Origin of the sequence: Kribbella deserti (assembly GCF_042434725.1) — a bacterium.
Lineage (GTDB): Bacteria > Actinomycetota > Actinomycetes > Propionibacteriales > Kribbellaceae > Kribbella > Kribbella deserti.
Window position 1 is genome coordinate 459,763 of the sequence record NZ_JBHLTC010000018.1, and the last position, 23,064, is coordinate 482,826.

Sequence of the window (23,064 nt, forward strand, 5' to 3'; positions counted from 1 at the left end):
CGGTTGTTCAACGGCCGCACCCTCGTTCGCAGAGGGTGCGGCCGTTCTTGGTACCAGTGGTTGGCATTCATTCGTCGCAAACCGCCCTTTGTGGTCGGCCCGCACGGCGGACGTTGGCGTCGGGTGAGGGCGGTTTGCGACGAATGAATGCCTAGCGTTCTCCACCGGCGGCATCTCGGCGACCTGTCCTGATCGGGACCGCGAGCGGCTACCGACTTTTGGTACGGCTATCTGGTTGTAGCCGGGTAGTGGCGCAGAAACTCGGTAGTGGGTTCACCATTTCCCGGTAGCGGAGCCGAAGCCCGGTACCGGGGACACGTTGTCGGAGCCGAGCGCCCCGAACCGCGTCCTCGCCGGGGTGATAACCCGTGCGAGGTCCCGGCGGACTGGGCCGATCCGCGTTGTCGACCGAGGCCGAGATCACCGCGCTCGAGTGGAAGTTCTTCCCGACGGATCTGCAATGGGGCAACGTCGGCCAGTTGTTCAGTGACGACAACGTGCCGATGGCGGGCTACGGGCTGGCCCGGATCCCCTGCAAACACGCCGACAAGGTGTTCTACGGCATTGTCGGTACGTTGATGATTCCGGGCGCGGTGACGTTCATCCCGAGCTTCATCGTGGTCTCGTCGTTGGGCTGGGTCGGTTCGCTCCGTGGTCTGATCATTCCGACGCTGTTCAGCGGATTCGCCGCGTTCCTCTTCCGGCAGTACTTCCTCGGGTTTCCCCGCGAACTGGAAGGCGGCTCGGGTGGACCGCGCCGGCCACTTCGCTACGTTCTGGCGGATCGTCGTACCGAACAGCCTGCCCGATCCTGCCACTGGTCCTGATCTTCGCCTTCCTCCAGCGCTACCTGATCCAGGGCGTCACCCAATCCGGTATCAAGGACTGACCAGGCGGGCGCCGCTCGAGGCCGGGGCGAGAATTTCCGCTAGCAGTTCGTAGGTGCGCAGGCGGTCGGCTGGGTCATGCGTGAGTACGTTCACCACCAGCTCGTCCGTGCCGTGCAGCTGGGCCAGATCCAGTAATACGGGACGGACCTGCTCCGGCGTTCCCGCGATGAGCGCACGGCTGTTGTTCGACGCGCGCTCCAACTCGGTACTGGTCCATCGGTGACACCGGGCCGTTTCGACCGACGGCAGGGGCCGATCGTCGCCGAGGTCCTTGCGGCTGCGCCACAACAGCACGCTGCGGGCCAGATCGCCGGCCCGGGCCTCGGTATCGGCCACGATCACCCGCACCGCCAGGGCGCTCGCCGGCGCGGGCGATCGCTCGTGATACGCCTCCATCGCCTCGACACCCGGCGGGGGATTGAGGAAGTGCGCGAACGCATACGCCGTACCGAGCTTGGCCGCGAGCGCCCCGGACGTCGTACTGGCACCGAGTAGCCAGATCTGCGGGTCGTCCCCGAGCCAGCGCTTGAGGTCGGTCACGTCCTGCGGGAAATGCTCGGGCGGTCCACCGGCACGACCGAGGCCGAGGTCCACCCGGCCGGGGTAGAGGCCGGCCAGGATGCTGAACACCTCGGCCACCTTCGTTGCCGGGTAGCGCGGCAGCAGCACGCCACCCGAGCCGATCCGCATCCGCCGGGTGGCGCCGAGGATGATCGGGATCAGGATCTCCGGCGCCGTACCGGCGAAACCGGGGGAGCCGTGGTGTTCGGCCAGCCAGTACCGGGTGACCCCGAGCGTGTCCGCCGCTTTGGCCAGCTCGACTGTCGCCTGGAGGGCCTCGGCCGGCGTACTGCCCTCGCCGATCGGGGACTGGTCGAGAATCGACAGCCGCGTCACAAGCGGCTGCCGCTCATCGTGGCGGGCACAATCCGGTAGTCCGCCTGGAACACCAGGTTGTGCAGGTCAGCCGCCGCGATCGCCCGAAGCGTGGGTAGTTCCTCGGCGGCCTGTTCCGGGGTGAAATCGTTCAAGGGCCACTCGCCGACCGTGCCGCCGCTGAGGTGCGGATGATGGAACCCAGCGCCGTAGTGCGCCCGGATCGCAATCGGGTTGATCCCGGCCTTGACCTGCTCCGGCCAGGACAACGCCCAAATCGCCGCAACCCCTCCGTCCGGCGTCCGGCCCAATCCACTGGCCGAGATCGTGCCCGTGCCGAGCAACAGGTCCTCGTTGAGTTCGTCGAGGGCCTGCTGGGCGACCGGATCGAGCAGGTCCACCGTGGCGGCGAACAGCGCTTCCTTCTCTTCCCGGGTCACGGCCGTCTCGCCGTGGTTGCGATCCCGCAGGTCGGCGAAGTGCCGAAGCAGGGCTTGGCTGTGCGGTTGCGTCATGACGTCTCCTTGCTCGAACTCAACTCTCTGAAGGCCGATCCGACCCAGTCGCGCATCGGCCCGGGCGCCAGGATCGCGCCGTGCGGTACGCCGGGCAGCACCTCCAGCCGAACGGGATTACCGTCGGCCAGCAGGCGCATTCCGTACTCCTCGACGTCGTCGCGGACCGGGTCCTGCGCGCCGACGACCAGCAGCGCGGGCGCCGTACCGCTCAGGTCGGCCGCGTCGAACGGCGTGCTGTAACCGAGCCCCTTCCCGGCGCCCAGGTAGGCCTGCCACGAGGCCATCAGGCCGGCCCGGGTGGGAAAGACCTCCCAGTCGTACGACGCGGCGCGGCAGTGCGGGTCCATCGGGGGATAGGCGAGGATCTGGGCCGCCAGGCGACGGCCCTGATCCCGCCAGGTCAGCGCGGCGCAGGCGGCGATCGTGCCGCCCGCGCTGTCCCCGCCGACCGCCACCTCGTCGTCACACGCCTGGGTGGTCGCCCACTCCAGCACGGTGAGCACATCGTGCAGGGCAGCCGGATGTGGATGCCGGGGGGCGAGCCGGTAGTCGACGCTGATCACGGTGCTGCCCGTGAGCCGGGCCAGGTCTGCACAGACCTCGTGCCACCCGGCCACGGACCCACGGGTCCAGCTGCCGCCGTGCACCCAGACGAGCCAGCCGCGCCAGCCGTCGACCGGGCGGTAGATCCGTACGGGCACAGTCCCGACGACCAGCGAACCCCACGAGATCTCCACCGTCAGGCGCGCTTCGCCTGCCGCAGGAACACGGCCACCAGCGCGGCCGCGACAACGCACAACCCGGCGTTCACCCAGATGGCGGTGGTGACGCCGCTCAGCACGGTCGAGGCGCTTTCGCCGCCGAGGGAGTGCACCCGGGCGGTGGCGATCGCGCTCATGATCGGAATACCCATGGTGATACCGACCTGCTGGCTCATCGTGGCGAGACCGGTCGCCAGGCCCTGCTCCTCGTCGGGCAGGCCGGTGGTGGCGGTGACCATGAAGCCGACGATGGCCACCAGGTTGGCCACGCCGCCGACGAAGGTGGCGACCAGCAGCAGCGCCATCCAGGCCGAGTCCTGACCGAGCAGCACCAGCGAAACCGTGGCGACGGCCTGCAGCAGAAATCCCGCGACGATGGCGTTCTTCGAGCCGACCCGGCCGATCACCTTCGGCGCGACGATGCCACCGATGACGGTTCCGGCACCGAGTACGGCGAACGACAGGCCCGCGCCGAGCGGCGTGAAGCCGAGTGTCTTCTGCAGGTAGAGCGTGAGCAGGAAGACAAGCGACGTCTCGGTGATGAAGGCCAGCAGACCGGCGAAGTTGCCCCAGCCGATGTTGGCCTTGCGCAGGAACGCCACCGGTACCAGCGGCGCGGCGACCTTCTGCTCGATGATCCAGAACAGCACCAGCAGTACGGCGCCGACGGCCAGCGCACCCAGCGCCAGCGGATCGGTCCACGACTTCTCACCAGCGGTGGTGAGACCGAACACGATGGCGAGCAGACCGGTCGTCACCGTGATGGCGCCTGGTACGTCGAGCTTCGGCCGCTCGGCCGGGCGGCTCTCCGCCAGCACCATCGGGGCCAGCACCAGCACGGCCAGCGCGACCGGCACGTTGATGAAGAAGGCCCAGCGCCAGCTCAGCAGATCGGTGAGTACGCCGCCGAGGATCGCGCCGGTGGTGAAGCCGGCCGCCATCAGGGCACCGTTCAGGCCGAGCGCCTTGTCCCGCAGCCGGCCTTCGGGGAACGAGGTGGTGAGCAGCGACAGCGCCGCCGGAGTGACCGCGGCGGTGGCGAGGCCTTGTGCGACGCGAGCCGACAGCAGCATCGCCGGTGAGGTGGCGATTCCGCCGACAAACGAGGCGATCCCGAGCAGCGCCATGCCACCGAGGAACAGCCGGCGCCGCCCGAACAGGTCGGCGACGCGGCCGAACAACAGGGTGAAGCCGGCGGCGCAGAGGGCGAACGAGGTCGCGATCCACTGCAGGTTCTCGAGGCTGAAGCCGACCGCGGCGCCGATGGTCGGCAGCGTGACGTTCAGGATCGAGAAGTCGACGGCGAGGGTGAAGCTCGCGGTGAGCAACAGGACCAGGGCCAGCCGCTGGCGGCCGGTCATCCTGGGTTCGGTGCTGAGATCCGGGCTGCGATCCGGTGTGGTGTCGCTGCCGACTTCTTCAACGGTGGACATGCGGGTGTTCCTTCCATCGGGCTTGCTCCTGCCTAGACCCTGTCTGGATCGACCGCCGCCAACCAGAACCCTGAACAGCCCACTACTGCGCTGCCTAACACTCGTAGGGTCAGACACGGCGCGAGTCGTTGCGGCACGATTGGCCCGCCGCTCTCGATGAGGCGAGTGGCTCTGCCTGGATTGCGTGTTCGAGGGAGAACCGCGGTGAATCTCGCCCTGCTGGCCCTGGCCATCGGTGCCTTCGGTATCGGTACCACCGAATTCGTGATCGTCGGCCTGCTGCCGGAGATCGCGACCGATCTGACCGTGTCCATTCCGACCGCCGGCCTGCTGATCTCGGGTTACGCGCTGAGCGTGGTGATCGGCGCTCCGCTGATGACGCTGGCCGGATCCCGCCTGCCGCGCAAGACGATGCTGATCGGCCTGATGAGTGTGTTCATCCTGGGCAACGCGGTCTGCGCGGTGGCCGGCAACTACGCGGTGCTGATGACCGGGCGTGCCGTCACCGCGTTGTGCCACGGCGCGTTCTTCGGCATCGGCTCGGTGGTCGCGGCGAACCTGGTCGCGCCGAACAAGCGGGCCAGCGCGATCGCGATGATGTTCACCGGCTTGACCATCGCGAACGTGCTCGGTGTTCCGATGGGCACCGCACTTGGCCAGCAGTTCGGCTGGCGGTCGACGTTCTGGGCGGTGACCGCCATCGGTTTGATCGGCGTGATCGGGCTGATCGTGCTGGTGCCACCGCAACCGCGGGAGCAAAGCAGTATCCGGGTCGAGCTGGCGGTTTTCCGTAGACCACAGGTCTGGCTGGCCTTATTGATGACCACTCTCGGTTTCGCCGGTGTATTCGCGTCGTTCACCTATATCGCACCGATGATGACCGATGTGGCGGGCTTTTCCAGCGGTTCGGTCACCTGGCTGTTGATCGTGTTCGGGGCCGGTTTGTGCCTGGGCAATGTGCTCGGCGGTAAGGCGGCCGACCGGCGATTGATGCCGAGTCTTTACGTCATTCTTACGCTACTGGCCGCGGTTTTGCTGATATTCGTCTGGACGGCGCACAGCCGGCCGCTTTCGGTGGTCACGATCCTGTTGTTCGGCGTGGCCGGATTCGCCACCGTGCCGGCATTGCAGATGCGCGTGATGGACAAGGCCGAAGGTGCGCCCGCACTGGCGTCGGCGGCGAACATCGCCGCGTTCAACCTCGGCAACGCGATCGGAGCCTGGCTCGGCGGTCTGGCGATCAGCGCCCAGCTCGGCTACACGGCGCCCAACTGGGTCGGCGCGGCGCTGGCCCTGGCCGGATTGGCTGTTGCCGTGTTCTCGGGCGCCCTTGACCGCAAGGAACGCAACGCCCAGGGCCGTGGCATGTCCACGGGCCGGACCGATGCGATGGCCGGCGTTTCCGCCTGACCGCGATGCTCTAAGCTGCCGATCGGCCTACTGGGGAGGGGCCGATCGGCGCCGGTCTCGTGGGGCAGGCCGGGCCGGCGCGTCGGGGTGCGCCGGAATGCGCCGGCATGAGCAGATCTTGAATCATTTTCACCCGTCGATAGTCCTTTGACTGTCGGCGGGCTTTTCTGCGTGGGTAAAACCAGAACGCCGTACGGAAACTACTGGTTGATGATCGCAAAACCTGCCGATAACAAACGTTTGGCTGCGGCCGGGCAATTCATCGCGAGCATTGTGCTGTCGACCGAAATATGGGTGATCTTCGTCACAATGCATACCGTGGAGTTAGCTTGACGAAACTGCAACATTGCAGAGATTCTGGTACCGAAGTCATTGTCTGACTTCACGGCCGCTGGGGGCGGGCGATTATTTTCGGATTCACGCTGGGGCATTGAGTGAATCCGAATCTTTCCGGAGTCTTCGGGTGTTGTTCAACCTGGGGACCGCGCAGATTATTTCCGGACTTTCCAGATGATCAAGCCAGTGAGGGGTACAACCATGCCTGAAACAGGGGTGCAGCGTAGATCCGTTCTGCTAGGGACCGCGGCGGCAGCGGTCGGCGGCATGGCCGCGGCCGGCTCGACCTCCGCCTCCGCCTTCGCCGGGGTTCCGGCGGACACCACCGCGGCTGCCCAGGCCGCGGCCGGCGGTACGGGCGGCGTACCGGGTGGGCCGACGATCCGGCCCGATGACCCGCGCTATCGCGAACTATCGACGGGCAACAACCAGCGCTTCGTCTCCCAGCCGGACTACATCCGCATGATCACCTCCACCGAAGACGCCGAGCGGGCCGTGCGGGACGCGGTCCGGGCCGGCAAGCGGGTCTCGATCCGCGGTGGCGGTCACTGCTTCTCCGACTTCGTCTGCAATCCCGAGATCGAGGTCGTGCTCGACGTCTCCCAGATGACCCGGGTGTACTACGACCAGGTCCGCCGCGCGTTCGCGGTCGAGGCCGGCGCGCGGCTCATCAACGTGTACGAGTCGCTGTTCAAGGGCTGGAACGTCACCATTCCGGGCGGTATCTGCTACAGCGTCGGCGTTGGCGGCCACATCTCGGGCGGCGGCTACGGCCTGCTGTCCCGGGCCCACGGCCTCACGGTCGATCACCTGTACGCCGTCGAGGTGGTGACCGTCGGCCATGGCGGTCAGGTTCGCACGGTAGTCGCCACCCGGGAGCCGAACGACCCGAACCGCGACCTGTGGTGGGGTCACACCGGCGCGGGTGGCGGCAACTTCGGCGTGGTGACGAAGTACTGGTTCCGCTCACCCGATGCCAAGGGCAACAACCCCTCGGACCAGCTGATCAACCCGCCGTCCACGGTGCTGATCAGCGCGATCGAGTTCCCGTGGCAGCAGTTGACCAAGGCGAAGTTCACCAGGCTGCTGAAGAACTTCGGCGCCTGGCACGAGCGCAACGCCTCACCGAAGTCCCCGAACGTGCAGCTGAGCAGCCTCTTCAACGTGAGCTCACTCGCGCACGGCAGCCTCGGCATGTTCACCCAGGTGCCGAACGACATTCCGAACGCCCGGGCGATTCTCGACGACTACCTGGCCGCCATCACCGAAGGCGTGGACATCACCCCGCAGGAGGTGACCAAGCCGCTGGCGGAGATCGGCGTACTGCCCGGGTTCGCCGAGCCGCGAGTACTGCCGTGGCTGCAGGCGACCCGCCTGGTCGGGACGAACAACCCGACCATCACCAATCCGACTTCGCGCGGCGTGCACAAGTCGGCGTACATGTTGAAGAACTTCACCGACGCGCAGATCGCGGCCGTCTACAAGCACATGACCCGGCCGGACTTCCAGAACCCGGACACGATGCTGGTGCTGTTCTCGTTCGGTGGCCAGGTGAACGCCGTCCGGCCGAACGCGACCGCCAACGCCCAGCGCGACACGATCTTCAAGATGTGCTTCCAGACGTTCTGGGAGAAGGAGTCCGACGACGAGTTCTACGTCGGGTGGGCCCGCGACATCTTCTCGGAGTTCTTCGCGACGACCGGGGGAGTGCCCGTACCGGGAACAAACGCCGACGGCTGCTACATCAACTACCCCGACAACGACATGGCCGACAGCCGGCACAACAAGTCCGGCGTGCCGTGGTCAACCCTCTACTTCAAGGAGAACTACCCGCGGCTGCAGCAGGTCAAGCGGCGCTACGACCCGACGAACTACTTCCGCCACGCGTTGTCCATCGAACCGGCCTGACCTCCCGTGACGACCTGTCCGATGTCAAACCTCGCGGTGAGCCGGGTCGGCGCTGTAGCCGGCCAGGTCATCCACACCCGACAGGAGCAGTCGCAGCGCGGCCTCGGACGCCGTACCTGGCGTGGCGCTGTACATCAGGATGCGGTGCGCCGAGTCGTCGGGAAGCTGTGCCACCTCGAACGACAGCTCCAGTTGGCCGACCACCGGGTGCTGGAAATGCTTCGTACCGAAGGTGCAGTTGAGCACCGGGTGGCGCGACCAGAGCCCGGCGAACTCGGTGCTCTTCATGGACAGCTCACCGATCAGCTCGGCCAGGTGCAGGTCGTCGGGGTGACGCCCGGCGACCAGCCGCAACGAGGCGACCGAGCGCTTGGCCTCCTCGTCCCAGCGGGAGTACAGCTCGCGCGTGTGCGGGTCGAGGAACAGCATCCTGGTCAGGTTCGGCCGGGTCTCCGCGGAGTACGGGCTGTCGGCGTCGTAGTGGCCCGCCAGCAGCTGGTGACCCAGTTCGTTCCACGCCAGTACGTCGCTGCGCCGGTCCATCGCCACCGCGGCGATACCGTCCATCGCCTCGATCAGCTGCTTGGTTCCCGGCCGGGCCGCCTCCGGACGCGGCGCCGTCCGGCGCTTGCGGCGGGTCGGCCGGGCGAGGTTTCGCAGGTGCATCGTCTCGTCCTCGCTCAACTGCAAGGCACGGGCGATCGCGTCCAGCACGTCGTCGGAGGCGTTCTGACTCTGCCCCTGCTCCAGCCGGGTGTAGTACGCCACGCTGACTCCGGCCAGCTGGGCCAGTTCCTCCCGGCGCAGGCCGGGCACCCGGCGAGCGCCGTAGGAGGTCAGGCCGACAGCCGCCGGCTGTAGGCGCGCGCGACGCGTGCGCAGGAAGTCGCCCAACTCAGCAGGTTTGTCCATGTCCGCAAGTATGCCCGCGCGCGGACGGCTGCAACACGCCCGAGCCTGACCCAGCCAGTACCAGTCAAACGTTCACATTCTCGCCATTCACGATGTCGCGGGGCGCTGCCCCGCGGCTGGAAGAAGGACGCCATGCGCAAGGTAGCTGTCATCCTCGGCACCCGCCCCGAAGCCATCAAGTGCGCGCCCGTGATCCGGGCGCTCGCTGACGATCCCCGATTCAGCCCGTTGGTACTGTCCACCGGCCAGCACCGCCAGATGCTCGACGAGACACTGGCCGCCTTCGGTATCAGTGCCGACGTCGACCTCGGCGTGATGACCGACAAGCAGACGCTGTCGCAGGTCACGCACCGCGCCCTGAGCGGTCTGGCCGGGCCGCTCACCGACGCCGGTGTCGAGGCCGTGATGGTGCACGGCGACACCGCCACCACGCTGGCCGGCGGGCTGGCCGGCTTCCACCACCAGATCCCGGTGGTGCACATCGAGGCCGGGCTGCGCAGCGGCAATCTGTACTCGCCGTTCCCCGAGGAGGCCAATCGCCGGCTGGTCGCCCAGATCAGCGAACTGCACCTCGCCCCAACGCCCGGCAACTACGCGAACCTGATTCGCGAGGGCATCAACGAGTCCAAGATCGTTGTCACCGGCAACACCGTGATCGACGCGCTGCGCTGGGCCAGTGGCCAGGCGGTCGACTACGGCCACCCGAGCCTGGAGGACCTGGACGACGATCCGCGCCGCGTCATCCTGGCGTCGGCCCACCGCCGCGAATCCTGGAGCATGCTGCACGAGATCGGTGCCGCCATCCGCGATATCGCGACCGACGAGGCGGTCCGGATCGTCGTACCACTGCATCGCAATCCCGTCGTACGCAAGGCGATGCTGGCCGAGATCGACGGCCTGCCCAACGTCGATATTGTGGATCCACTACCGTACGTATCGTTTTGCCGGTTGATGCTGCGCAGCGACATCATCTTGTCGGACAGCAGCGGCGCCGAGGAAGAAGGCCCGGCGCTGGGCAAGCCCACGCTGGTGCTGCGCGACATCACCGAACGCCCCGAGGCCGTGGCCGCCGGTACGGCGCGACTGGTCGGGCGGACCCGGGCGCGGGTCACCGCCGAGGTCAAGGGCCTGCTACACGATCCCGACCTGTACGCCCGGATGTCCACGGCGGCCAATCCGTACGGCGACGGCAAGGCGACCGACCGGGTGGTCGGCGCGCTCGCGCACTTCTTCGGCGACGGGCCCGCGGTGATGCCGTTCGTACCGGGCAGCCGGATCCTGCCCGCACCCGAGCTTGTGGCCTCGGTGGCGTGATGGCCGGCGACGTACGCCTGATCAACTCGTCGAACGCCTTCATCGAGGCGTTGTACGTCGACGCGCCGAAGGACTTCGCGATCGAGGGCCGGGCCATCGTGGTGAACCCCCGGCTGACTCCGCTGTATGCGGGGGAGGAGCCGGTCCGGCCTATTCCGGCGTTCTCCTCGACGGTATTGCGGGACACCCGGATCGAGTCGGGTGAATCCGCGTTGATTTTCAAGGTGCATTCCCGGCGTGATGGCATCGCCGGGATTGTGGACGAGCCCGGGTGGAGTTTGTTCGCGGACCTGCTTCCGGGGTTTCCGCGCGAGACCTTGCTGTACCGCGGACCGGTGGAAGACCTCGGAGTGTTCGAGTTCGACCCGGCGGAGGCGCTCGGTGAGCCTGGGCCGGTTGGTCCGCGGTCGTTCCGGGTGTCGGTGAACCTGTGGTTCGCGCCGGCGGGAACGGATTGCGCGATCCATAACGTGCACGAGTTCATCGAGATCCACTCGCAGATCGACGGTTATGGCCGGATGCAGAAGTTCAAGGAGCGCGATCACGCGACCTTGTACGAGGACCTGCTGATGAGTCCCGGTCATACCCCGCCCGTGCCGTTTTGCCGCAGCCGTCCCGATGGCGGTTTCAGCTACCCGTGGCACCAGTACCGCGCCGACACGGATTGTGTCTGGCTTGCCGTCGAATACCACGCCGTTTAGTGCGTTTCTTCCTGGAGGAAAGGGAAAATCATGGTGACACCGCCCAAATTCACCGCTGAGATCGTTGCCGAGCAACTGCGCGACGGCTACTGGCTGGAGGCGCCCGACATCGACGGCGACGGCAGCCCGGACCTCTTCGGCTACGGCCTCCGCCTCGGCGAGATCTACTGGTACGCCAACGAGCCCGGCTGGCCCCGCCGCCTCGTGACCGACGGCTATCGCATGCCGGTCGGCGCCGACTACGCCGACATCAGCGGTAACGGTCATCCCGATGTCGTCGTTTGCTACGAGCTGTACGGCCCGATCGGCACGATCCACGACCCGGACGAGGCCGGCGGCAAGATCGACTGGATCGAGAATCCGGGGAACGCCGGCAAGACCGATGAACGCTGGAAGAAGCACTACATCGGCCGCGCGACCGGCATGCACCGCCTCCGCGTCGGCCACTTCACCCAGACCGAGCGCCTCGAGGTGATCGGCCTGCCCATCGTCGCGAAGGCCGACGTGCACGCCGTACTGCCGGTGGTTCTCTTCACCCAGCCCGACGACGTGTACGCCGCGGAGGAGTGGGAGAAGACCGTCATCGACGACACCTCGTTCCGGATGATCCACGGCGCGGAGAAGCGCAAGGGCCTGATTCCTGGTTCCGACCTTGAGTCGATCCTGCTCGCGTCCGACGAAGGCGTCACCTGGCTCTGGTTCGACGCGGCGCAGGGGGAGTGGCGCAAGGAGCTGATCGGGACCGGGGAACTCAGCCAGTTCGAGCAGACCGGCTTCCGCGGCAGCGGTGATCTCGATGCGGGTGGCCTCGGTGGAGACCCGTTCGCGTACGTCGCCGCGCTCGAGCCTTTCCACGGCAACACCGTCGGCGTCTACGTGAAGGACGAGGCCGGAGCCTGGCAACGCACGATCCTCGACGTGTACGGCGACCCGAACGAAAACGGCGAAGGGCCCGGGCATCAGATCGTGTGCGCGGACTTCGACGGCGACGGCGACGACGAGTTCCTGGTCGCGCTGCGCGGGCCTTGGCCGTGGCAGGGAGTCATGTACTACAAGGCGATCGACGCGCAGAACGGCGTCTGGGCGAAGTGGCGCGTAGCCGACGAGTCCGTTGCCCGCATCGCGACCGCCGACTTCAACGGCGACGGGCGGCTCGACTTCGCCACGATCGCGTACTCGGTGCAGAACTACTACGTCGCCAAGGACGCGAAGGTCATGGTCTATCGCAACGAAATCCCGCAGGCGGTGTCCGATGGCTCCTGAAGTTGCCGTTGGCAAGCGTCCGCCACTGCATTCGCTGACCGGGCTGCGGTTCATCGCGGCGCTGCTGGTGTTCTGCTTTCACGTCACGCTGTCGAACTCGCCGGTGCCGCCGAACACGGCGGTGAACCCGTTCGCGAACGAAGGCCTCGCGTCGTTCCTCGAGGTGTTGTTCAGTAAAGCCGGCTATCTCGGGGTGTCGTTCTTCTTCGTGCTGAGCGGTTTCGTCATCACCTGGTCGGCGACGCCGGGGGAGGGCGCGCTGCCGTTCTATCGTCGGCGGCTGCTGAAGATCTTCCCGAACCATCTGGTCATGTTCGCGCTGGCGATGATCCTCTTCGCCGGCGCGATCACCCGGCCGGGCGCATGGATCCCGAACATCTTCCTGCTGCATTCGATGTTCCCGCAGGGCGATGTCTACGTCAGCGTGAACCCGCCGTCGTGGACGTTGTGCAGCGAGCTGCTGTTCTACCTGGCGTTTCCGCTGCTGATCCGGCCGATCCGGCGAATCGCGGCGAACCGGCTTTGGCTGTGGATCGGCGTGGCGGTGGTCTGCATGGTGCTCGTGCAGGTTGTCACGCAGTACGTGATCAGCGATTCGCCCAAGTCGCCGATCACGCCGATCTCGGTAACCCAGTTCTGGTTCGGCTACATCTTCCCGGTGCCGAGGTTGTTCGAGTTCATCATCGGGATGCTGGTGGCGCGGGCGGTGATGACCGGGAAGTTCCCGCGGATCGATATCCGCTGGTCGATTCCGGCGATCATTCTCGGGTACGTCGTCGCGCTCAAGGCGCCGTTCGTGTACGGATTCTCGGTCGCGAGCATCCTGCCGATCGTGCTGGTCATCGGGGCTTTCGCGATGGCGGACATCCGGGGCGAGAACACCGGCGTCAACGGGCGGAAATGGCGGTGGCTCGGCGAAATCTCCTTCGGCTTCTACATCTGCCAAGGCGTAGTCGTCTTCTACGGCCGAACCCTCTTCCCCTCCGACCCCTTCTCCACCCCGGTCGCCCTGCTCGTAACCGCCGCCCTCTTCGCTGCCACCCTGCTAGCCGGCTGGGCCCTCTACGCCCTAATCGAACGCCCCACCATGAACCGCTGGTCCCGCCCCCGCCCCACCCGAACCCCGGCCACCCCACCTCTAATCAAAACCCCTTAGCCCTCACCGCCCCACCCCAACGACGGCCCGCCCGCCCGCGACGGCCCGCCCGCCCCGCGGCGGGTCGTCCTCACGGTTGCGTCGATTCGTCTGCATTCGCTCGTCCTTTCGTACGGCGGCCCGCTGTGGTCGCTCACGTAGGCAGGCGAATCGGACGAATCGACGACTTCTCGTGCCCGGGAATCCCCGAAGCCGGGAGGGGGTTCGGTGGTCACCCGTCCCCCTGAGTCTCTCGAATTGTCAGGTGGACCCGGGACGCGTCAAGGTTCGAGATCGGCTTCGCCGACGCGTGCGCGCCCTTGACCCGTCCCGGGTCCACCAAGGGCAGCGGGCTATCAGGGGGACGGGTGAGGTATGCCCGGTCGACTCGGGTGGTTGCCGTGGCACCGCAAGTGGTCGGTCGAGGCGGGCCGAGGCGGTCTGGTTGCCGTGGAGTCCCAACTGGTCCCGCCGACAAACGCGGGGCGCCGAGGCTATCCACCCCGCCGCCTCCGCCGCCTGCGCAACCCGACGCCTCCCGCCGATCGCGCAACCCGACGCCTCCCGTAACCTGCCGCCTCCGTCCGGCATCGGCCCGCGTTAACCGCCCGCGCCCGTGATCCGGTCCCAGACGGGCACGACGGGGTGAACCTGGGAGTGGCTGGCCACTCGGATGGTGGGTTACCACCTGGGATTCCGAGGTGGTAACCCACCTTCCGAAGGGCCAGCCACTCCCAGGGGGCCGCTCAATCCGCCATCCGAAGGGCCAGCCACCGCCAGGCACCGTCCAACCGCCCTCACCTGGGGCCAGGCGCCGCTCAACCCGACGTTCCTGAGTGCTCCGTACGGCCCGGTGCCGGGTTTTCGCACGGCTAGCGGTTTGTGGTGGGCCCGCTGCCGAGTTGTTTGACCGCTACCCGGTTGCAGCCGGGTAGTCGTACCAAAAGTCGGTAGCCGGTCCGGCTGAAGGATCAACCGGGCCATCGGGACCGCAAGTTGGTCGCTAACTAGCCGCCGGCCGCCTACCACCCACGCGACGCCGACGTGGAGTGTGCCGGACATCCCGACGCCCAGCGTGCGGGGCAACCTGGCACGGAGCGCACGGGACAACTTGGCGCGGAGCGCACGGGACAACCCGACGCACAACGTGCGGGATCTCGCGAACCCGGTCAGACCTCACCCGTCCCCCTGATAGCCCGCTGCCCTTGGTTGGTTCGGGCCGCGTCAAGGGCGCGCATGCGTCGGCGCAGCCGATTCCAACCCTTGACGCGGCCCGGACCGACCTGACAATTCGCAAGACTCAGGGGGACGGGTGACCACGGATCTACCGGCCTGGGTGATTCACCGCGGACGTAGGCGACGATTCATCCGAATTCGCCCGCCTACGTCAGCGACCACAGGGAACCCGCCGCGGTCAGGGGCGAGCGAATACAGACGAATCGACGCAACGCCGTAACACCCCGCCGCGCTCAACCGTGCGCCGCCAGCTGTGGTCGGTGTGCTCAACCGTGCCCTCAGGTGGGCCGGTCGGTTAGTTCAGGTACTTTTCGACGACCTCGGTGGGGCGGGGTTGGGCGGTGGTGGGGTCTTCGCCGTATTCGCGTTTGGCTCGGCGTTGGCGGAGGAGGTCCCAGCAGCGGTCTAGTTCGGCCGCTAGGGTTTTGAGGCGGGCGTGTTCCTCTTCGGCGGTGATCTCGCGGGCGGCGAGTTTGGCGCGGAGGGCGTGTTCCTCGCCGACGAGCTCGTCGATTCGCTGGAAGATCGAGCCGTCTTCGGTCATACCTTCACGGTACGCCCGTCGGGAAGGACCGATCGGGCCAGCAATTCCTTGATCGTGAGGATGGCCAAAGACTGGGCCGCCAGCAACGAAATCAGCACCACCAACTGCAACGCGGCCGCCGCGGTCGGGGACGCGCCACCCAGCACCATGCCAACGAACGCCCCGGGCAGAGTGACGAGACCCACCGTGCGCGTTTGATCCAGCGCCGGCAACAACGCGTCGCCCGCGGTTGGGCCGGCCACGAGCCGGAAGGCCTGGGCCGGTAGGAGGCCGATCGACAGGCCCGCCTCGTATTCGCCGTACCGGCCGCCGTATTCGGACAGCAGGCGGCGGCCGGCCAGGGTGGTGGCGTTCATGGCGCCGCCGATGATGATGCCGCCGGTCGGGAGCAAGGTCGCCGGGTTGCGCGGTACGACGCCCGGCAGCAGGAGTAACGCCAGGACGAACGCGGCGGGCAGGGCGATCGCGAGAGCGCAGTGCAGGTACAACCCCGGAACCGCCGCGAGCGATGACAGCCGCAGCGTGCTCGTGATGGTCGCCACCATGAGCATGACCGTGATGAAGGCAAGGGCCCCGAGCATCGATTGCAGGGCGAACCCGACCAGCGCGCCGACCACGGCCAGTTGCAGTACCGCCCGCAAGGATGCCGTCAGTACGCCACGTTCGTGCCGGAGCGAGGCGAGCCGCGAAGCCACTACCGCGATCACGACCAGCAGGGGGAGGACTACGACCGCCGCGAGGCCTAGGCCGGTGTCATGCCACATCAGTTCATTGAACACCCTCGGCATGATCCGAACCGGACGACGCGAGCAACGAGAAGACAGACGCCGGCAGTACGACGGTGTGGTAGCTCTCGATGCGGGACACGATCGCCTCGCGTGGACCGTTCAGCCAAGGCTCGCTGGAGTAGAACGCGTCCTCCTGCTGGGCCTCGACCGAGGGGAACGCCCGGATCAAATACGCCTCCTCGACGCCGTCCTCGTCCACCAGTGACGGGCCGGCGGCGACGACACGGATACCGGCCGCGGCGAGGAGCGGCCGGGCCTCTTCCTGCATGACCCGGACGAATTCGTCCCGAGTCCCGGGCTTGAGGCGGTAGGTGCGGATCTCGATCATTTCGGTAGTCACCCGGCCGAGGGTAAACGGCATACCGGTCGCCCGCCGTCAGTTTTACCCGACCGTACGGCGCGACAGACGCGCGGTGTCAGTCCTGCTCGGCCGGATCCAGCAGCGGCAGGCAGTCCTCGAGCCCGCTGACCTCCAATTGCCACTCCGGCCGAACGAATTCGCTTGCCGGCAGCAAGAGTCGCACCTGAGTTGCGCGCTTGCCCATCCGGTCGACCGTCATCGTGCCGTCGGGCTGATAACCGAGCTTGCGCGACACGCTTTGCGATGCCGGGTTGTCCGTGAACGCCTCGCTCCGAGCAGTCTGGGCGCCCAGGTGGTCGAAGGCGAACAGCAGAACGGCGGCTCGCATCTCCGTACCGAGGCCTTGACCCTGCAGCCGCCGGGCGATCCAGGAGCCGCTGCTCACCTCGCGGGTAACGCCGAAGTCCTTGCCCGTCAGCCCTTGCGCGCCAATTACTTTGCCGTCCAGGCGGATCAGGAAGTTGATCGTCCAGTTGCCGGGGCCCAGGGCTGCGCGCTGCGCCCAGTAGTGCTGGAACGTCTGGCGACCCTGCACCTCCGGCGGCGCCTCGTTCCACGGCACAGAAAACGGCATGGTCCCCGGCTCGTACACCCCGGCGAGCGCTTCCTCGTTCAGTTCGAGCAGGCCTGCGTCGTCGTCCGGTCGCAGTTCGAGTCGCGGCGTACGGAGAACGAGGTGCCGGAACGGCCAGGGGTCGAACGTCATGCGACCAGCATCGACCCTCATCGATGCCCTGGACAACCGAGATTCCGTTCACCGCGGCAAAGGCGGAGTGACCTTCGGATCGGGAACCACCAGGCGTGGATCGGTAGCGAGTTGCTTGAGCCGTGCGAGCGGGATCGCGAACCTCTTGTTGGCCTGAGCCAGGCTGGACGCCTGAACTTGCTCACGCGCCACCGCCGACCGGTCGCCGTACATGTGGTGGACGACCGTTCGAGTCCAGGTGCCGGGTCCAGTGGGCATTACCTGTACGACGAGGTGCGTACCGCGCTGGCCGGGTGAGATCAGGCAGACCGGCTTAACGCCCTTGCAGGTACGACGGGCCTTCGCGGCAGTTGAAGTGGCTTCGGGCGGGTTAACGGACAAGGTGACGCGTAGTTCGTGCCAGGCGTTCGGTCCCAGCTGGTAGACCGCATGCCAGTTGGTAGCGTTCTCGACGTCCTGGGGCGATAGCGGCGTGGACTGCCGCCAGTCGTTCGCGTAGATGTTCTTGAGGTACAGCGGCGACTTCGGCAGGGTGAGCCGAACCACGTTGGCCAGGAGGTTCGGAACCGGCTCGACGTAGCCGGGATCGCCACCGATGCCTGAAACCGGTTCTGAGCTCTCTGTTGGCGCAACGCCGGTGGTGGACGTCACGCCGGGTGTAGCGGGCTGGGTGATGTTCCGGGTGGCTGCGGCGTGGAAGCCCAGGGCAATCACTGCGACGGTCAGAGCGCTGAAGGCGGCCGTGGCCGTCTGCCGGATGGCCCGGCCGCGTCGCCCGGATCGAACGACTGTCTCAGGCGTAAGCCGCATCGGCGGCTCATCCCGCAGGTACGCGTTCAGAGCGTCGCGAAGGACTGGATCGTCGATCATCGCGTCGGCCTTTCCAGTTGGGCCTCAAGCGCGGTACGAAGGGCCTGTAGCGCTCGGTTCGAGTGGCTCTTGACTGTTCCCTCGGCGATCCCCAGCAGTTCGGCCACCTCCGCCACCGGCAGGTCGTCCACGTAGCGCAGCGCCACGATCGCGCGCTGGCGGTCCGTAAGCGCTGAGAGGACGTCGGCCAGTTCCAGCCAGCCACCTACCTCCTGCGGAGTGTCGTGGCCACCGGGCAGTTCGGGCAGTTCGGCCGTCACCTGCTCGCGGTGTGCCGTACGCCGCCGCGAGAGGAACAGGTTGGTCAGGATGCGCCGCGCGTACGCGTCGACGGTCTCCTGGCGGACCCGCCGCCAGTGCACGTAGAGCCGCACGAACGTGGTTTGCACCAGGTCTTCGGCGATCTGCCAGTCGCCGCACATCAGGTACGCCGTTCGGCGCAGCGCGGGTGCCCGCGCCACGAAGAAATCGACGTACTCGGACTCCCAGTCGGGTCGTCCCATTACCACCCCTGATGTGTCGGCCTACACCTTCTCTACTCAGCAGGCCACCGCCAGGTTTACGTGTCGCGGAAATCGGCCTCGTCGTACGAGTATTCGCCCTGATCGGTTCGTTCGGCCTCGCTCGCGCGCAGCTCGACCCGGCGGATCTTGCCCGAGATGGTCTTCGGCAGCTCCGCGAACTCGATCCGGCGGATCCGCTTGTACGCCGCGAGGTGCTCCCGGCAATACGTCAGGATCTCCCCGGCGAGTTCCCGGCTCGGCTCGTAACCCGCCGCGAGTACGACGTACGCCTTCGGCACCGCGAGGCGGACCGGGTCGGGCGAAGGCACCACCGCCGCCTCCGCGACGGCCGGGTGTTCGATCAGTACCGATTCCAGTTCGAACGGCGAGATCCGGTAGTCGCTCGCCTTGAAGACGTCATCGGCCCGTCCGACGTACGTGATGTAGCCGTCCTCGTCCCGGCTGGCCACGTCGCCGGTGTGGTAGAAGCCGCCGCGCATCACCTCGTCGGTCAGCTCGGGCGCGTCGCGGTATCCCCGCATCAGCGCGACCGGCTTCGGAGCCAGCTCGAGGCAGATCTCGCCGTCGTCGCCGATCTCGTCGGTGGCCGGGTCGATCAGCGCGATCGCGTAACCCGGCAGCGGCCGGCCCATCGATCCGGGCTTGACCGGCTGGCCGGGGGAGTTGCCGATCTGCGCGGTCGTTTCGGTCTGGCCGAATCCGTCCCGGATGGTGATGTCCCATGCCGCGCGGACCTGCTCGATCACCTCCGGGTTCAACGGCTCACCGGCTGAGATGCACTCGCGCACGGCCACCTCGACCGCGGACAGGTCGGCCTGGATGAGCATCCGCCAGACCGTCGGAGGCGCGCAGAACGTGGTGACGCCGTACGTCGCCAGTACGTCGAGCATCTTGGCCGCGTCGAACCGGGAGTAGTTGTAGAGGAATACCGTCGCTCCGGCGTTCCAAGGTGCGAAGACGTTGCTCCACGAGTGCTTGGCCCAACCCGGCGACGACACGTTCAAGTGGATGTCCCCGGGCTGCAGGCCGATCCAGTACATCGTCGAGAGGTGCCCGATGGGATAACTGACGTGAGTGTGCTCAACCAGCTTGGGCTGACTAGTAGTGCCCGAGGTGAAGTAGAGCAGCATCGGGTCGTCAGCGGCTGTATCCACCTCGGGGACGGCGTCCGGCTCGAAGTCGAGTGTCTCGTCGTACCTGAGCCAACCGGCTGCAGCATCTGCCGACGCGTGGGCGCCGTCCAGCAGCGATCCGACGGCCACCCGGATGCAGTGATCGGCAATCCCGGTGTAGCGGTCTACGTCGCTAGAAGCGGTTACAACGCATCGAACGTCGCCCCGGCTGATCCGGTCGGCCAAGTCGGTATCAGTGAGCAGAGTCGTCGCAGGGATCATGACCGCGCCGAGCCGGATGCAGGCCAGCATGATTTCCCAGAGCGGCACAACGTTCCCGAGCACGATCAAGACCCGGTCACCCTGTTTGACGCCGTTGGCAGCCAACCACCCAGCCACCTGCCGGGACCGCTCAGCCATCTCGGCGTACGTGAGAGTCTCGGCGGCGCCGTCCTCCTCCACGATCGTCAGAGCCGCCACCTCGGGCTGTTCCACCGCCAACGCGTCAAACCAGTCCCGCGCCCAGTTGAACCGCTCGAACTCCGGCCACCGGAACTCCCGGTAGGCCGTCTCGTAGTCCTCCCGGTACGCCACCAGCAAGTCCCGCGCCGTACGAAAGGCCCGCGTGGTCTCCGAGGTACTCAGCTCCGCGCTCATCCCCGCACTATTACCCACCAGTTCCCCCCGTTCAACACCCGCCACCCCGGGGAGCACCGGCGCGTTACGCGGGGGCCAGTTGTTTGTCGGGGGGGTTGAGTACGCTGGCGGCGTGACAGCGGTGGAGCAGCCGGGCTACCCGGGAGAGCTGGAAGCGGACGTTGTGCTTCGTGACGGCTCGACCGCGCATCTGCGACCGATCACGGCCGAGGACGCGGAGCTACTGGTGGCGTTCTACGCCCGGGTGTCGGAGCAGTCGAAGTACTACCGCTTCTTCGCGCCGTACCCGGAGCTGTCGAGCCGGGACGTGGCCCGCTTCACTCAGGTCGACTACCGGGGCCGGCTGGCGCTGATCGTGACGGTCGGCGACGAGATGATCGGCGTCGGGCGGTATGAACGAACCGCGCCGACCGTCGCCGAGGTGGCCTTCCTGATCGAGGACGCGCATCAGGGCCGGGGACTCGGGCAACTGCTGCTGGAGCATCTCGCGCAGGCCGCCCGGGAGCAGGGCATCGGCAAGTTCATCGCCGAGGTGCTGCCGGACAACCGCAAGATGATCACCGTCTTCACCGAGGCCGGCTACAAGGTCGCGCGTGAGTTCGAGGACGGCGTGATCGTGGTCGAGTTCGACATCGCGCCCACCGATACGTCGTTCGGCGTGATGCAGTCGCGCGAGCAACGGTCCGAGGCCAAGTCGATCGAGCGGCTGATGACCCCGGCCAGTGTGGCCGTGATCGGAGCCAGCCGGCGCGAGGGCACCATCGGCAACGCCTTGCTGCGGGATCTGCGCGACGGCGGTTTCACCGGCGAGCTGTATGCGATCAATGCCGGAGCCGACGAGATCGAGGGCGTGCAAGCCTTTCCGACCATTCGCGACGTGGATTCGTCGGTCGACCTGGCCGTGGTCGCCGTACCGGCCGAGTCGGTGATCGACGTGGTGCTCGACTGCGCGGCGAAGGGCGTTCGCGGGCTGGTCGTGGTGTCGAGTGGTTTCGCCGAGGTCGGCGAGGAGGGCCGCCGCCGGCAGCGCCGCCTGGTCGGCCTAGCCCGGTCGTACGGTATGCGCGTGATCGGCCCGAACTGCCTCGGCCTGATCAACACCGACCCGGCCATTTCGCTGAATGCGACACTCTCGCCGTTGATGCCGGATCGCGGCCGGGTGGCCTTCTTCTGCCAGTCGGGCGCGCTCGGCGTCGCGATCCTCGCGGACGTGGTTGCTCGTGGCATCGGCCTGTCCAGTTTCGTTTCCGCGGGCAACCGGGCGGATGTCTCGGGCAACGACCTGATGCAGTACTGGTACTCCGACGAGGCGACCGAGGTGGTCCTGCTCTACCTGGAGTCCCTCGGCAATCCGCGCAAGTTCAGCCGGGTGGCCCGTCGTCTGGCCGGTCGCAAGCCCGTCGTCGCGCTGCGCTCGGGCCGCGCCACCCAGGGCGTTCCGCTCGGGCATACCGTCCGGCGCAGTCAGTTGCCCCCGGCCACATCCGAGGCGCTGTTCCGGCAGAGCGGCCTGATCGGGGTCGACACCACCGGCGAGATGTTCGACGTGGCCCAGTTGCTCGCGCACCAGCCCTTGCCGCGGGGGCGGAACGTGGCGATCGTCAGCAACTCCGACGCGCTCACCCTGCTCGCGATGGACGCCGCTGCCATGCACGGTCTCGAGATCATCGGTGACCCGATGACGCTCGGCGGCAACGCGTCCGCGGACGACTTCGCCGCCGTGCTCGGCAATGTGTTCGCCGACGACCGGGTCCACTCGGTGGTGGTGATCTTCGCGCCGCCGCTGCATACCACCGGCGAGGAGGTGGCCCGCGTACTCGCGACCGCCGCGGCCGGTTCGGACAAGCCGGTGGTCTCGTCGTTCCTTGCGTCGCGGAGCGTGCCCGAGATGCTGCGCGTGCCAGGCGAGCACGGTGGCGCCGCGCGCGGGTCGATCCCGTCGTACTCCTCCCCGCAGTACGCCGTTGGCGCCCTCGCCAAGGCCACTGGGTACGCCGAATGGCGCCTCCGGGCCGACAGCGACATTCCGGATCTGCCGAACATCGATACCAGCGGCGCGGAGGCCTTCGTCGCCGACTACCTGAAGCGGTATCCGCAAGGCGCCGACCTCGATCCGGATGACCGCCAGCACCTGCTGAGCTTCTACGACATCAACGTGCTGCCGTCATACCCGGTGCTTTCCGCGGACGAGGCCGTCGCGTGCGCGGCCGATCTCGGCTGGGAGGTCATTCTCAAGGCCACGGCCGAGCAATGGCGGATGCGCCCGGACCTCGCCGACATCTGGCGGCACATTCACGACGAGGACGACATGCGCGAGGCCTGGCGCGAGATGACCGAGACCTTCGGCGTGGCGTCGGACCCGGGGCGGGCCCAGTTCGTCGTACAGAAGATGGTGCCGCCGGGTGTGCCGGTGGTGATCGACGCGGTGGAGGACGTCTCGTACGGTCCGGTCGTGTCGTTCGGCCTGTCGGGTGTCGCGACGGACCTGCTGGGCGATCGCTCGTACCGGATGCCGCCGTTGACGCTCGCCGACGCCGCCGAGATGGTCCGGGAAGTGCGCGCGGCGCCGATGCTGTTCGGCTACCGCGGCACGGACCCGGTCGACATCGCCTCGATCGAGGTGCTGCTGCATCGCGTCGGACGGCTCGCGCTCGATCTGGAAGAGGTGGTCCGGATCGAACTGCGCTCGGTTCTTGTCGGCCCCGACGGTGCCACCGTGCTCGACACCGCCATCCGCATCGCCCCGAACGAGAAGCCGCGCCAGGACACCCCCGCCCGTCGCCTCACCTGACCAAGGCTGATCAGGCTG

General features: G+C 67.3%; 20 protein-coding genes. 8 read left to right on the forward strand and 12 right to left on the reverse strand.

Going from position 1 to position 23,064, the window contains the following annotated elements; translation table 11 throughout:
- Positions 1-368 precede the first annotated feature (368 nt).
- Positions 369-827: an ABC transporter permease family protein gene (locus ACFFGN_RS15435; RefSeq protein WP_380047922.1), complete on the forward strand. Its 459-nt coding sequence runs from the start codon at positions 369-371 to the stop codon at positions 825-827.
- Positions 828-878: 51 nt separating this feature from the next.
- On the opposite strand, the gene ACFFGN_RS15440 is transcribed toward ACFFGN_RS15435, so the two are convergent.
- The 4 genes from ACFFGN_RS15440 to ACFFGN_RS15455 are packed head-to-tail and all read right to left on the reverse strand — an operon-like array spanning position 879 to position 4,478.
- Positions 879-1,787 carry an LLM class flavin-dependent oxidoreductase gene (locus tag ACFFGN_RS15440; protein ID WP_380047924.1) on the reverse strand — a complete coding sequence of 303 codons (909 nt, stop codon included), beginning with the start codon at positions 1,785-1,787 and terminating at the stop codon, positions 879-881.
- On the reverse strand, positions 1,784-2,281 hold the full coding sequence (locus tag ACFFGN_RS15445) for a hypothetical protein (RefSeq protein ID WP_380047926.1): 498 nt from the start codon (positions 2,279-2,281) through the stop codon (positions 1,784-1,786). The genes ACFFGN_RS15440 and ACFFGN_RS15445 overlap by 4 nt, the downstream gene beginning before the upstream one ends.
- Entirely contained in the window at positions 2,278-3,021 is a 744-nt protein-coding gene (locus tag ACFFGN_RS15450) for an alpha/beta hydrolase (RefSeq protein ID WP_380047928.1), read from the reverse strand. Before ACFFGN_RS15450 ends, ACFFGN_RS15445 begins: the two co-directional genes overlap by 4 nt.
- A 2-nt stretch (positions 3,022-3,023) precedes the next feature.
- Positions 3,024-4,478, reverse strand: a complete 1,455-nt coding sequence (locus ACFFGN_RS15455) for an MFS transporter (protein WP_380047930.1) — start codon at positions 4,476-4,478, stop codon at positions 3,024-3,026.
- A gap of 204 nt (positions 4,479-4,682) precedes the next feature.
- Here ACFFGN_RS15455 and ACFFGN_RS15460 point away from each other — a divergent pair, with 204 nt between their 5' ends.
- Both ACFFGN_RS15460 and ACFFGN_RS15465 read left to right on the forward strand, forming a co-directional pair.
- Positions 4,683-5,888 (forward strand): MFS transporter, encoded by a 1,206-nt coding sequence (locus ACFFGN_RS15460; RefSeq protein ID WP_380047932.1) that lies wholly within the window; start codon positions 4,683-4,685, stop codon positions 5,886-5,888.
- A 537-nt stretch (positions 5,889-6,425) separates the two neighbouring features.
- Positions 6,426-8,132 carry an FAD-binding oxidoreductase gene (locus ACFFGN_RS15465; RefSeq protein WP_380047934.1) on the forward strand — a complete coding sequence of 569 codons (1,707 nt, stop codon included), beginning with the start codon at positions 6,426-6,428 and terminating at the stop codon, positions 8,130-8,132.
- A gap of 24 nt (positions 8,133-8,156) precedes the next feature.
- Here ACFFGN_RS15465 and ACFFGN_RS15470 read toward each other — a convergent pair whose 3' ends face one another.
- Positions 8,157-9,044, reverse strand: a complete 888-nt coding sequence (locus tag ACFFGN_RS15470; RefSeq protein WP_380047936.1) for a helix-turn-helix domain-containing protein — start codon at positions 9,042-9,044, stop codon at positions 8,157-8,159.
- A 132-nt stretch (positions 9,045-9,176) separates the two neighbouring features.
- Between ACFFGN_RS15470 and wecB the strand changes: the two genes are divergently transcribed.
- The 4 genes from wecB to ACFFGN_RS15490 are packed head-to-tail and all read left to right on the forward strand — an operon-like array spanning position 9,177 to position 13,478.
- Positions 9,177-10,358 carry a non-hydrolyzing UDP-N-acetylglucosamine 2-epimerase gene (gene wecB, locus ACFFGN_RS15475; RefSeq protein ID WP_380047938.1) on the forward strand — a complete coding sequence of 394 codons (1,182 nt, stop codon included), beginning with the start codon at positions 9,177-9,179 and terminating at the stop codon, positions 10,356-10,358.
- Positions 10,358-11,059, forward strand: coding sequence for a hypothetical protein (locus tag ACFFGN_RS15480; protein WP_380047940.1), 702 nt, complete (start codon positions 10,358-10,360; stop codon positions 11,057-11,059). Before wecB ends, ACFFGN_RS15480 begins: the two co-directional genes overlap by 1 nt.
- 30 nt (positions 11,060-11,089) lie before the next feature.
- Entirely contained in the window at positions 11,090-12,322 is a 1,233-nt protein-coding gene (locus tag ACFFGN_RS15485; protein WP_380047942.1) for an FG-GAP repeat domain-containing protein, read from the forward strand.
- Entirely contained in the window at positions 12,312-13,478 is a 1,167-nt protein-coding gene (locus ACFFGN_RS15490) for an acyltransferase family protein (protein WP_380047944.1), read from the forward strand. Before ACFFGN_RS15485 ends, ACFFGN_RS15490 begins: the two co-directional genes overlap by 11 nt.
- A 1,510-nt stretch (positions 13,479-14,988) precedes the next feature.
- Here ACFFGN_RS15490 and ACFFGN_RS15495 read toward each other — a convergent pair.
- The 7 genes from ACFFGN_RS15495 to ACFFGN_RS15525 form a co-directional block, all read right to left on the reverse strand.
- Positions 14,989-15,237, reverse strand: a complete 249-nt coding sequence (locus tag ACFFGN_RS15495; RefSeq protein ID WP_380047946.1) for a DUF2630 family protein — start codon at positions 15,235-15,237, stop codon at positions 14,989-14,991.
- Complete coding sequence (locus ACFFGN_RS15500; RefSeq protein ID WP_380047948.1) at positions 15,234-16,016, reverse strand: ABC transporter permease; 783 nt, start codon at positions 16,014-16,016, stop codon at positions 15,234-15,236. The genes ACFFGN_RS15495 and ACFFGN_RS15500 overlap by 4 nt, the downstream gene beginning before the upstream one ends.
- On the reverse strand, positions 16,006-16,365 hold the full coding sequence (locus ACFFGN_RS15505) for an NIPSNAP family protein (protein ID WP_380047950.1): 360 nt from the start codon (positions 16,363-16,365) through the stop codon (positions 16,006-16,008). Before ACFFGN_RS15505 ends, ACFFGN_RS15500 begins: the two co-directional genes overlap by 11 nt.
- 76 nt (positions 16,366-16,441) lie before the next feature.
- Entirely contained in the window at positions 16,442-17,092 is a 651-nt protein-coding gene (locus ACFFGN_RS15510; protein WP_380047952.1) for a GNAT family N-acetyltransferase, read from the reverse strand.
- A gap of 48 nt (positions 17,093-17,140) precedes the next feature.
- On the reverse strand, positions 17,141-17,962 hold the full coding sequence (locus tag ACFFGN_RS15515; RefSeq protein ID WP_380047954.1) for a hypothetical protein: 822 nt from the start codon (positions 17,960-17,962) through the stop codon (positions 17,141-17,143).
- Positions 17,959-18,465 (reverse strand): SigE family RNA polymerase sigma factor, encoded by a 507-nt coding sequence (locus tag ACFFGN_RS15520; protein WP_380047956.1) that lies wholly within the window; start codon positions 18,463-18,465, stop codon positions 17,959-17,961. Before ACFFGN_RS15520 ends, ACFFGN_RS15515 begins: the two co-directional genes overlap by 4 nt.
- A 56-nt stretch (positions 18,466-18,521) precedes the next feature.
- Positions 18,522-20,255, reverse strand: coding sequence for an AMP-binding protein (locus ACFFGN_RS15525; protein WP_380047959.1), 1,734 nt, complete (start codon positions 20,253-20,255; stop codon positions 18,522-18,524).
- Positions 20,256-20,367: 112 nt separating this feature from the next.
- Between ACFFGN_RS15525 and ACFFGN_RS15530 the strand changes: the two genes are divergently transcribed.
- A complete protein-coding gene (locus ACFFGN_RS15530) occupies positions 20,368-23,046 on the forward strand; it encodes a bifunctional acetate--CoA ligase family protein/GNAT family N-acetyltransferase (RefSeq protein ID WP_380047961.1) in 2,679 nt (892 codons plus the stop codon).
- Positions 23,047-23,064 lie beyond the last annotated feature (18 nt).

Excerpts from the sequence above, each read along its gene's own strand:
- ACFFGN_RS15525 (WP_380047959.1), bottom strand. The coding sequence starts at position 20,255 with ATGAGCGCGGAGCTGAGTACCTCGGAGACCACGCGGGCCTTTCGTACG.
- ACFFGN_RS15455 (WP_380047930.1), bottom strand. The coding sequence starts at position 4,478 with ATGTCCACCGTTGAAGAAGTCGGCAGCGACACCACACCGGATCGCAGC.
- ACFFGN_RS15515 (WP_380047954.1), bottom strand. The coding sequence starts at position 17,962 with ATGATCGACGATCCAGTCCTTCGCGACGCTCTGAACGCGTACCTGCGG.
- ACFFGN_RS15520 (WP_380047956.1), bottom strand. The coding sequence starts at position 18,465 with ATGGGACGACCCGACTGGGAGTCCGAGTACGTCGATTTCTTCGTGGCG.
- ACFFGN_RS15495 (WP_380047946.1), bottom strand. The coding sequence starts at position 15,237 with ATGACCGAAGACGGCTCGATCTTCCAGCGAATCGACGAGCTCGTCGGC.
- ACFFGN_RS15485 (WP_380047942.1), top strand. The coding sequence starts at position 11,090 with ATGGTGACACCGCCCAAATTCACCGCTGAGATCGTTGCCGAGCAACTG.
- ACFFGN_RS15445 (WP_380047926.1), bottom strand. The coding sequence starts at position 2,281 with ATGACGCAACCGCACAGCCAAGCCCTGCTTCGGCACTTCGCCGACCTG.
- ACFFGN_RS15480 (WP_380047940.1), top strand. The coding sequence starts at position 10,358 with ATGGCCGGCGACGTACGCCTGATCAACTCGTCGAACGCCTTCATCGAG.
- wecB (WP_380047938.1), top strand. The coding sequence starts at position 9,177 with ATGCGCAAGGTAGCTGTCATCCTCGGCACCCGCCCCGAAGCCATCAAG.
- ACFFGN_RS15465 (WP_380047934.1), top strand. The coding sequence starts at position 6,426 with ATGCCTGAAACAGGGGTGCAGCGTAGATCCGTTCTGCTAGGGACCGCG.
- ACFFGN_RS15510 (WP_380047952.1), bottom strand. The coding sequence starts at position 17,092 with ATGACGTTCGACCCCTGGCCGTTCCGGCACCTCGTTCTCCGTACGCCG.
- ACFFGN_RS15470 (WP_380047936.1), bottom strand. The coding sequence starts at position 9,044 with ATGGACAAACCTGCTGAGTTGGGCGACTTCCTGCGCACGCGTCGCGCG.
- ACFFGN_RS15490 (WP_380047944.1), top strand. The coding sequence starts at position 12,312 with ATGGCTCCTGAAGTTGCCGTTGGCAAGCGTCCGCCACTGCATTCGCTG.